The sequence below is a fragment of the Bdellovibrio bacteriovorus genome, from assembly GCF_025558485.1.
GTDB lineage: Bacteria > Bdellovibrionota > Bdellovibrionia > Bdellovibrionales > Bdellovibrionaceae > Bdellovibrio > Bdellovibrio bacteriovorus_G.
The window spans coordinates 830797-840212 of the sequence record NZ_CP102930.1 but is presented as its reverse complement, the minus strand read 5'-3'; the positions used below and the strand labels follow the sequence as shown (position 1 = coordinate 840212).

General features: G+C 48.0%; 9 protein-coding genes. 4 read left to right on the top strand and 5 right to left on the bottom strand.

Translation table 11 applies throughout. The annotated features are described in order from the left end of the window. Window positions 1–20 precede the first annotated feature (20 nt). Genes EZJ49_RS04265 through EZJ49_RS04255 form a run of 3 tightly spaced genes read right to left on the bottom strand, consistent with a single transcriptional unit; the run spans window position 21 to window position 4241 of the window. Entirely contained in the window at window positions 21–521 is a 501-nt protein-coding gene (locus EZJ49_RS04265; RefSeq protein ID WP_262554648.1) for a response regulator, read from the bottom strand. Between the two features lie 12 nt (window positions 522–533). Next, entirely contained in the window at window positions 534–3929 is a 3396-nt protein-coding gene (locus tag EZJ49_RS04260) for an ATP-binding protein (RefSeq protein ID WP_262554647.1), read from the bottom strand. Window positions 3930–3935: 6 nt separating this feature from the next. Beyond that, entirely contained in the window at window positions 3936–4241 is a 306-nt protein-coding gene (locus tag EZJ49_RS04255) for an Hpt domain-containing protein (RefSeq protein WP_262554645.1), read from the bottom strand. A 125-nt stretch (window positions 4242–4366) separates the two neighbouring features. Between EZJ49_RS04255 and EZJ49_RS04250 the strand changes: the two genes are divergently transcribed. Next, complete coding sequence (locus EZJ49_RS04250) at window positions 4367–5260, top strand: phosphate/phosphite/phosphonate ABC transporter substrate-binding protein (protein WP_262554643.1); 894 nt, start codon at window positions 4367–4369, stop codon at window positions 5258–5260. A 315-nt stretch (window positions 5261–5575) separates the two neighbouring features. Continuing rightward, the gene (locus EZJ49_RS04245; RefSeq protein WP_262554641.1) at window positions 5576–6442 is read left to right on the top strand and encodes an NAD(P)H-quinone oxidoreductase; all 867 of its coding nucleotides are present in this window, start codon (window positions 5576–5578) and stop codon (window positions 6440–6442) included. A 6-nt stretch (window positions 6443–6448) separates the two neighbouring features. Here the strand turns inward: EZJ49_RS04245 and EZJ49_RS04240 are convergent, their stop codons facing one another. Next, entirely contained in the window at window positions 6449–7315 is an 867-nt protein-coding gene (locus EZJ49_RS04240; protein ID WP_262554639.1) for a M14 family zinc carboxypeptidase, read from the bottom strand. Window positions 7316–7394: 79 nt separating this feature from the next. Here EZJ49_RS04240 and EZJ49_RS04235 point away from each other — a divergent pair, with 79 nt between their 5' ends. Next, the gene (locus EZJ49_RS04235) at window positions 7395–8294 is read left to right on the top strand and encodes an aminoglycoside phosphotransferase family protein (RefSeq protein WP_262554637.1); all 900 of its coding nucleotides are present in this window, start codon (window positions 7395–7397) and stop codon (window positions 8292–8294) included. A 106-nt stretch (window positions 8295–8400) separates the two neighbouring features. After that, window positions 8401–9015 (top strand): DUF899 family protein, encoded by a 615-nt coding sequence (locus EZJ49_RS04230; protein WP_262554635.1) that lies wholly within the window; start codon window positions 8401–8403, stop codon window positions 9013–9015. On the opposite strand, the gene EZJ49_RS04225 is transcribed toward EZJ49_RS04230, so the two are convergent. After that, the gene (locus EZJ49_RS04225) at window positions 9012–9398 is read right to left on the bottom strand and encodes an STAS/SEC14 domain-containing protein (RefSeq protein WP_262554633.1); all 387 of its coding nucleotides are present in this window, start codon (window positions 9396–9398) and stop codon (window positions 9012–9014) included. The genes EZJ49_RS04230 and EZJ49_RS04225 overlap by 4 nt on opposite strands. Between the last annotated feature and the right edge of the window lie 18 nt (window positions 9399–9416).

Here is a 9416-nt window from a genome sequence, read left to right as displayed (position 1 = left end):
GCTCCAATATGGGGACAGATCTAAGAGGACATCTCTTCGATAATTTTACGCAGGCGCATTTCAGAGGACTTGGACATGTCTGCATAAATTTTGCGAAGATGAGTGGATCTCACAGGGTCGTTTTTGGACGTTTTCATCTCGCGCCCGAACTTCAGAGCTGCACAGACGCTTTCGATCACAACTTTGCGTTTGGAATCCTTGGTAATGAAATCAAAGGCACCCAAAGACAGGGCCTCCAGAGCCCGGGAATGATCGCCGTGGGCGGTCAGAACCACGAACGGAGTCATCTGTCCCAAAGAGCGGACATACGCCAAAAACTTAAGACCGTTCATATGGGGCATTTCAATATCGGAAAGGATTGTGTCAAATTCCTGTGCCTTGACGAACTGAAGGGCAGCAGAGCCATCTTCGGCCTCCACGATTTCATCAACAAACTCTTTCAGAAAGTGCTTCAGAAGTTCACGGATATCAGAATCGTCTTCTACTATCAGTAAACGACTTTTCTCTTCTTGTCCCGTCATTCTGAATTCTCCCTACAAAGAGTATTTATTAATGACTCCCAACAGGGTGTCCTTCTTAAAGGGCTTGGCAATGTGGTCATTGCATCCAGCCTTCAGAGATTTCTGTCGATCTTCCGAAAGGGCATGAGCCGTTAAGGCTATGATGGGAACCGGGCTTTTATGCTCGTCTCGTTCCCACTCCCGGATTCGATCTGTGGCCGCATAGCCATCCATCTCAGGCATTTGCACGTCCATAAAGACGATGTCAAACTCACCTGACTTTATCTGATCTATGGCCTGAAGTCCATTCTCTGCTTCAATTATTTCGTAAGGTTCGTTCTTCAAATAATGTGTGAACAGGGTTCTATTGTCTTCAGTGTCATCGGCAATAAGAATGCGGATCTTTTTATTTGGATCACGCACTTTGGGTTGAATAAAGTCCAGCTCCGGCGCCTTCAGGGAAAGTGGCTGATGCGTCACAGGATTATAGATCTGTTCGCGATAAGGAATGGTGAAAAAGAAAGTTGTCCCGGCGCCGGGTTTACTTTTAAACCAGATTTGTCCACCCATAAGTTCGACCAGACTTTTGGAAATAGCCAGCCCCAATCCCGTACCCCCATATTTACGGGTGATGGAATTGTCCGCCTGAGAGAACTTCTGAAAGATAACATTCTGTTTTTCTTCAGGGATTCCGATTCCAGTGTCTGTCACGCTGATCAGCAGGGTGTCCTTTTTAGAAGGGTTTTTACCGATCAGAATCCGCACATGTCCCTTGTTGGTGAACTTAATGGAGTTTCCAATCAGATTGATCAGCACCTGTCGCAGTTTTGTCGGGTCACCCATCAGATAAGGCGAAATTCCCGGAGCAATTTCACAAGTGCATTGCAGTCCCTTTTCCAGGGCACGCGGCTTAATCATGTCCTCAAGATCGGTCAAAATCTTTTTAAGATCGAACGGAATGTTTTCGATGGACACTTCACCGGCTTCAATTTTTGACAAATCCAGAATGTCGTTAATAAGCGACATCAGAACCTCTCCGGCCTTGCAGAAGATCGTCACGTAGTATTTCTGATCTGCGTCCAGTTTCGTTTCTTTTAAAAGCTCGGCCATACCCATGATGGCATTCATCGGTGTGCGGATCTCGTGACTCATTTGTGCAAGAAACTCGGATTTTGCCTGCGAGGACTTTAAAGCTTCATTCTTAGTGGCAATCAAGGACTGTTCTGCACGGCGAAGTTCCGTGATGTCCTGAGTGGTCACATACATATAAAGGGCATTGCCATAGTCGTCGTATTCTGTGCGTCCTTTGCAGCGAACCCAGATCAGTTCATTGGTGTCCTTTTTCATACGCAGGTCCACATGGAATGGCAGAATGTTCTTGTGAGCTTCGGCGATGGCTTTATCAAAGGATGGCAGGTCTTCTGAATGGATCAGGGAACGGAACAGGTCATAGCTGGGGACCACATTTTCCGGTGTCAGGCCAAGAAGTTGGAATTCCTCTTCAGACCACAGGCAGCGTCCGGTTTTAATGTCCCAACGGAAAGATCCGGTTTTGGACAATGCTTGGGATTCCTTAAGAAGCTCTTCTTTAAGGCGCAGCTCTTTTTCGATATCTTTTTTCCAGGTCATGTCGGCGCCGATCAGGGCCAGAATGACCTTACTGGAACGGTCACTGCGGATGCGAGCCCAAGAAAGCTCCAGAGGGACTTTATCGCCCGTCACTTTTTTCAGAATAGCTTCAGAACTGTGAGGATTTTTGATGCTGATATTGCGGTGAAGGGAGTCTTCAATCTTTTTATAGTCCGTATCGATCCAGTTGCGCAGGTCCGTGCTTTTAAGAGCCACGGCACTTGCACCCAGAAGATTCTGCGCCGCCGGATTGAAGCCACGAATGCGGAAAACATTTTTGCCTGGTGTGGTTTCCTCTACTTCGACAACAAAGAAGACCTCGTTCAGTGAATGAACCACGTTTTCCAAAAAATCGCGGGCGACTTGGGTTTTGCGGAATTCTTCGGAAACCTCATTGAACTTTTTGTAGATATCCTGAAACTCGTCTTCCTGATTCAGCGGCAGGGTTTCGGTGAATTGATGTTCTTTTAGCTTTTCCAACCCGTCAGCCAGAACTGCCGTGGGGAAAAAGATTCGGCGATACAGCAGCCAGGCTCCGGCCAGGGCCAGACTCCAGATCAGGAAACCGCCAACGAAGAACCACGGGATTTTAAATGACAGTGGCGCCAGAATTTCATTCAGGCTGGTTTTGCTGATAAGAATCCAATCATTGCTATCCAGGATATTCACGCGCCCGATGGATTGCAGGCTGGGAGTTTCCAGATAATCATCAGAGGATTCAAACAAGGTGGCCTTGTCCATGTAGCGTTTGACCTGATTACTGGGAAGAACCACCGACAAAGCGGCATTGTGCGAGCGGCGAATGCTATCCAGAACCACCAGCGAGTCATCCTGATTGCGAACTTTTTTAAGAAAAGCTTCCGGTGATTGCAGGAACAGACGGGGATTGTTGCGAATAAAGCCATCCGGTCCGAAGGCCACGATTTCACCTGTTTCCGCCAGCCCCAGATCCTTCCAGTTTTTATTGTTGGAAAGAATGCGGTCGATTCTTTCTAAAGGAATCTGGAAAATCAAACTGCCCACAAATTTGTTCTGATCAAACAGAGGCATTACCATCAAACCCACTGGTATGTGCCAGAAATGACTTAAAGAGGTGAAGTCGAAAAATTTGGTGGCTCCTTTAGGAGCATTCAGGGACCAGCGATAGGCCTGCGACAGGCGGGAGTTTGCAAAAGTTCCGACCATCAGATTTTCGCCAAAGTCCAAACCCTTCAACGCGGAATAAGCCACGATACCCTGCGGGTCCACCAGCAGAATGTCGCCAAGATGTGCGCGTTCCAAAACCTCGAATAACTTGCCATGCAAGGCTTCGTAGCTTTTGAAGTAAGCCAAATCCGGAAATCCCGGCACGGTGGCAACTTGAGACAGGGGGCGCCCGATATTTTTTGAGCTTTGTAAGAACTGATACTGCAGGAACAAAGGCAGGGCTGTCATTTGGTTCAGAACTTTTTCAAGGTCGGAAACCTGGGTCAGTTGCGAGTTTTCAGCCAGCCCCTTGCGCCATTGGTTCTGGCTGGGATGGCGGCGCAGCCAGTCCTGAATTTGTTGAAGTTCCTGTGGAAATCGTTCCAGAAATCTTAAGGCTGGCGAATATTCCGAGGTCAGAACCAGAGTGTTTTTAAGATAGGCGAATTCACTTTGCAGTTCTTCAGCCTTGGACTGACGAATTTGCACCAGACGTTCACGAGTGCTTTGTTCCAACGAAGAACTGCCCATCTTATAACCCACAGTTCCGGCGACCAGGAGCGTGCCCAGCACCAAAACTGAGGTGAAAAGAAACAGGCGGTTTTTGTGGCTCATAGACTCCTACATTGGAACGTAATGGATATCGATGTTAAGAAAGTGAATTTTCATTTTCTTTAGAAGCTCTGGCAGAGGAGTGGGATCGTTTTTCTTCGCGGCAACTTCCATCTGAGCAGCCAGTTCACTTAGTTCCACGAAACCATATCCGGCAGCTGCGCCCTTGATTTTATGAGCCATCTGAGCAATGGCCGTGAGATCGTTTTTCTCTATGAGGGCAGTCAGGGACTCGATGTCCTTCTTGCGGTTCTCGACAAATTGCGGAACCAGATCCTGTAGATCAGCATCAATTTCAACCTTCACTTTAGACATTTCCATGCCCTCCTTATCCTCGATAATGGCTCAGATTTTCAATTCATATTAGTTTATGACAGTGTTTATTGCATACATTTAATACCGAGAGTAGATTGGAAAAATAAATTTCAGGAGAAGCGCTTGTGTTGAAGAAAGTACTCGTCATTGCATGTTCAGCCTTTATGATTACATGCACGTCACAAAAGGAGTTGGGTTCTTCGGACAAGCCGGTTCGTCTTGCACTGGTGCCGGGGCAGGACTCTGCGGTGCTGATGGAAAATGGAAAAATTCTTGAGAAATGGATTCTGCAGCAAAGCGGCGTTCATGTTCGTGTGCAGGTGCCGGTCAGCTTCGTGGCTGTGGTGGAGGCCATGGGATCAGAACGTGTCGATGTGGCGATATTAAATCCTTTTGGATACATTCTGGCTCACGAAAAGTACGGGGCAACCGCCAGACTGATGGGGGTTAATGGCGAGTACTCCGAATACTGGGGGCAGATCATCACAGCCAATCCCAAGATTAAAAATTTGCAGGATTTGAAAGGAAAGAAGTTTGCCTTTGTTGATCCTGTATCAACTTCGGGATATGTGCTGGCGGCGAAGCTTTTACAGGATGAAAAAATCAAACTTGGTGAAACCATCTTCGCCGGAAAGCACGACAGTGTGGTCACCATGGTTTATCAGGGCCGAGTGGATGCGGGGGCGACCTACAACACCCCTGCTGAAAATGGCGTGCCTCAGGATGCGCGTCGTCTGGTGACCATGCAGTTTCCGGATGTCTATGAAAAGGTGCGTATTCTGGCCAAGACCGGGCCGATTCCCAGTGAGCCTGTGGTCTATCGCAAGAACTTCCCACCCGAATTGGAAAAGAAAATCAGTCAGGCACTAAAAAGTTTTTCTTCCACTCCGGAAGGGGGAAAGGCGTTAAAAAAGCTTTATCATCTGACGGGATTCAAAGATTGCTCTGATAAAGATTATGACAGCGCCCGCCAAATGCTCTTGGATCTGGGCCAGAAGGTTCAGGATCTTGTAAAGTAATCAGCAACTTAGGGGCATTTCGCGCCTGACCTTGAAAAAAACCTAAATTTGGGGTCTAATGAACCCATGCGCCGTTCAACATTCATGAATCTTATTCTAAGATTTTGTTGCAGCAGAGAAGATCTGCTGAAGGCCTAGTTCTATCTTATTTGTTCTCTGAACATCTTTTTTAAAAAAATCAAAATACACACATAACATCATTCTCTCTTTAGGAGGAATTTATGACCACAGAACCTCGTATTCTTATTACTGATCAGGATTTCCATCGTTTGTCTGCCAGATCCACGTCCTGCGCCTGAGCCGGCATGGTGGAGTGTGAATCGTCCCGACTGCGCCCAAAGGCAGGGGGTTTATCCACCTCCTCCGGGTGCATCGGATATTCCAGGCCTTGAAGTGGCCGGAAGTATTGTGGCTGTCGGGAAGGATGTCACGCGCTGGAAACTGCATGACGAAGTGTGTGCTCTGGTGACTGGTGGAGGTTATGCGCAATATGTCCCTGCACCAGAAGGGCAGTGTCTTCCGATTCCGGCGGGAATGAGCATGATCGAAGCGGCAGCTTTACCGGAAACATTTTTTACGGTTTGGACAAATGTATTTGAAAGCGGGGCGCTAAAAAAAGGTGAAAGTATTCTGATCCATGGCGGGGCCGGTGGCATCGGTACGACTGCGATTCAAATGGCTGCGGCGATGGGCGCAAGGGTCTTTACCACTGTGGGTAAGAAGGAATCCGTTTCTATCTGTCAGGAACTGGGGGCGGAAAAAGTCATCCTGTACAAAGAAGAGGACTTCGTCAGCGTTGTGAAGAAGGAAACGAATGACCGTGGCGTGGATGTCATTCTGGATATGGTGGGTGGTGATTACTTTGCCCGAAACCTTGAGGCGTTGGCCATGCAGGGGCGACTTGTGCAAATCGCCACTTTACAGGGCGCCAAGGTGGAGCTGGATCTTCGCAAAGTCATGTTCAAAAGACTGACGGTGACCGGATCGACATTGCGTGCACGTCCGGTGACGGAAAAAACCCGTATTGCCCAGGCGTTGGAGAAAAATATTTGGCCGATGTTAAATCAGGGGCAGATGAAGCCGGTGATCTTTAAGGTCTTGCCGTTGGGTCAGGCATCCGAAGCCCATGTGCTTATGGAATCCAGTCAGCACACGGGCAAGATTGTTCTTCAGGTCAGATAAGCTTGATTATTCCAAGTGTTCTCTTTGACGGGAACTCTTGTCACATTTGCCGGTAAAGGCATGATTTACCGCGCGCTGTTTTGGCGCGTTTTCAAAGAAGCGGCGAAGACCCGGCACGTTGACGTCGATCATCTGTTTCATCTGTGATTGGGAAGGGGAATGAGTTGTTCCCATCTCAAACAGCAAAGACCAGACACCGTGTTTCCAGTAGGCATAGTCTTCAAAAGCTCCATCAGCGGCATAAAGAAGCTCTTTGGAGTTTCCTACCTGATAGCCACTTTCCACGACGGCATCTTTGGAAAGACCGATAAAGGTGCTGTCATATTCCGTTTGAGTGTCACGAGTGGAAAAACCCCAAGGGTACAAAACTGCGGGCCAGTGCGTGTGCAGGGTTGCCGAGCTGACAATGTTGGCCTGTTCCAGGAATTCCGCCAAAGCTTTCGTCGCTTTGGATTTGTGGGAAACACCTGAAACGCAAGGTCCCGGATAATCACGGTTTTGGTCAATCGAGCCGCCCGAAGTTCGTTCGTAGCGATTGCGTGAGTTGTAACCGGAGATGTTCAACACAGGAATCACATAAACGGTATGACCCGGGATTGGATTGCGGGCAAAGGATTCCGCTGCGCCCAGGGCGACTGCGGTAGATCCGTATTCGTTGCCATGATGAGTGGCGACGATCAGGTCGGAAACTTCGCCGTTTCCGATTTTCAGGCCGGAAATCATCTGGCCGGAATCAGAAAGACCGATGTCAATCCATTGAGTTGTTGTGGGGTTCTCCTGAGAAATTCTACGAAGAGTGTCTTGAACACTGGTGTAATTGCTTGCAGGAGCAGCTTTCGTCATTAGGAAAAGGGACAAAATCATTTCTAGCATGGAACTAGGCTCAATGTGTTCTGGCACGAAGTCAAAATACGCTTCTGGACCACTTCGACAAACTGGATTAAGGTCTTAGATGATGAAGTACTCAGACGCATTCACCAGGAACATTCAGGATACTTTTGGCACCAGTGGCGAAGTGTGGTTGCAAAGTCTGCCGTCTTTAATTTCCGAATTGGAAAGAAAATGGAACTGGCAGTTTCTGATTCCGGCACAGGATCTGTCTTATAACTTCGTCGGCTTTGGAAAAAGAAATCAGGATGACAAAGAAGTTGTCATTAAAATTCTTTGCCCCGATGGAGTGTTGGAAAAAGAACTGCAATGGTTTCAGTTTTATCCGGACGTGACGCCTGAAATTTTGGGACATGATTCGCGTATTAAAGCATTTCTAATGGAGAAAGTGAGACCCGGAGATTCGCTGAAGTCTTTGGTACGTCAGGGAAAAGATGCGGAAGCCACACGTGTTCTGGCCAAAGTCATATTGCGATTGGGAAAGCCTGTGGATGCTGTGCCGAAGCCATTTCGACATGTGCGTGAATTTATTCCGACGCTGGAGAAGCTTCATGGCAAGGTTCCGACAGAACTTGTGCACTTGTCGGCGTTTCTTTTTCAGGACCTCTGTATGACGGCTCCACAGGATGTGCTGCTGCATGGGGATCTTCATCATGACAATATTCTGTCTTCCGGGGATTCATGGACTGTGATTGATCCTCATGGCTATGTCGGTGATCCGGCATTTGAGGTCGGCGCCATGATCAACAATCCGTTGGATTTCTATCCGCAAGGGGACATGCAGGGGATACTGGAAACCAGACTGCAAATTCTGTCAGAGGAACTTCCCTGGGATGGACAAAGAATTCTGTCCTGGTGTTTTTGCTATTCCATGTTATCAGCAGCCTGGAGTGTGGAGGATCGGCAGGAGATTCCGGAAAATCTGCTGCGGATTATCTGGATACTGGGGCAGAAGCTTAGCTAATATGTCGAATGGCGGCCAGCCTCCCTTTTGAGATCTGACAGAGGCTCGAGGATTTTTCAGACTTCCTGATGTGAACACTTTAAAATAGGTCCTATCAGGAGGCTTTATGCTGAATGAACATCCCTTAAATGAAATTCAGAAAGTGGAAAACGAAATTTATCGCCTGCATCGTCGCTTGGAGTCCTTAAGAAAAGAGTCACCGGCGGTGGAGGTGAAGAATTATATCTTTCACAGTATGAATGCAGAAGTCACCTTAAGAGATCTATTTGCTGATAAAAGTCGTCTGCTTGCCATTCACAATATGGGACAGGGTTGTCGATCCTGTACTTTATGGGGGGACGGGATCAACGGCTTTTTGCCTGCGTTGGAGGATCAGTTTGCAGTGGTGATGTTGTCCAAGGATACGCCGGACGTGCAGAGACGTTTCGCCAATTCGCGCGGCTGGCGGTTTAATATGATTTCTCACGGAGGTGGACTTTACATTCGGGAACAAAGTGTTTTGGCCGGACAGAGCAATATGCCGGGTATTGTGTGCTATGAAAAAAGAGGCGAGCGGATCTTTAGAAAAAACAGCAGCGTCTTTGGTCCCGGAGATGACTTTTGTTCGATATGGAACATTCTGAGTCTTGCCGGAGTTGGTCTGGAGGAATGGACACCCCAGTATTCCTATTGGCGTCGCCCGGAACGGCTGGACGACGGCGGAAATAATCTGTCGCTCTAAGGATACAGGGATTCTTCCATGTCCCCTTGGGCCAGCCACGCACGGGCAATGTCGCGTTCTTTCGTGGTGAAGACTTCGATGTCCATTTCGACAATGGGGTCCAGGAAATTACTGATATTTTTCACCCAGTGAATATCGGTGACAATAGCGGCCTTGGGGAACTTATTCAGATTTTTAATTCCGAAGCGCAGGTCCTTCCAGAAGGCCGCAAGTTCCACTTTGCCGATGTCGCGTACTTCTTCCAGAATATTGACCTCACCCCATTCTTCGATGCGTTTTTGGATCAGATTCAAAAGAGTGGTGACGGAATCTGCGTTGATGTCTCCATCGACCAGAATTTCGATATATCTGAATTTGGGGTGTTCGGCTGTCACTTTCAGCATGGGGGCTCCTTCTTAAGA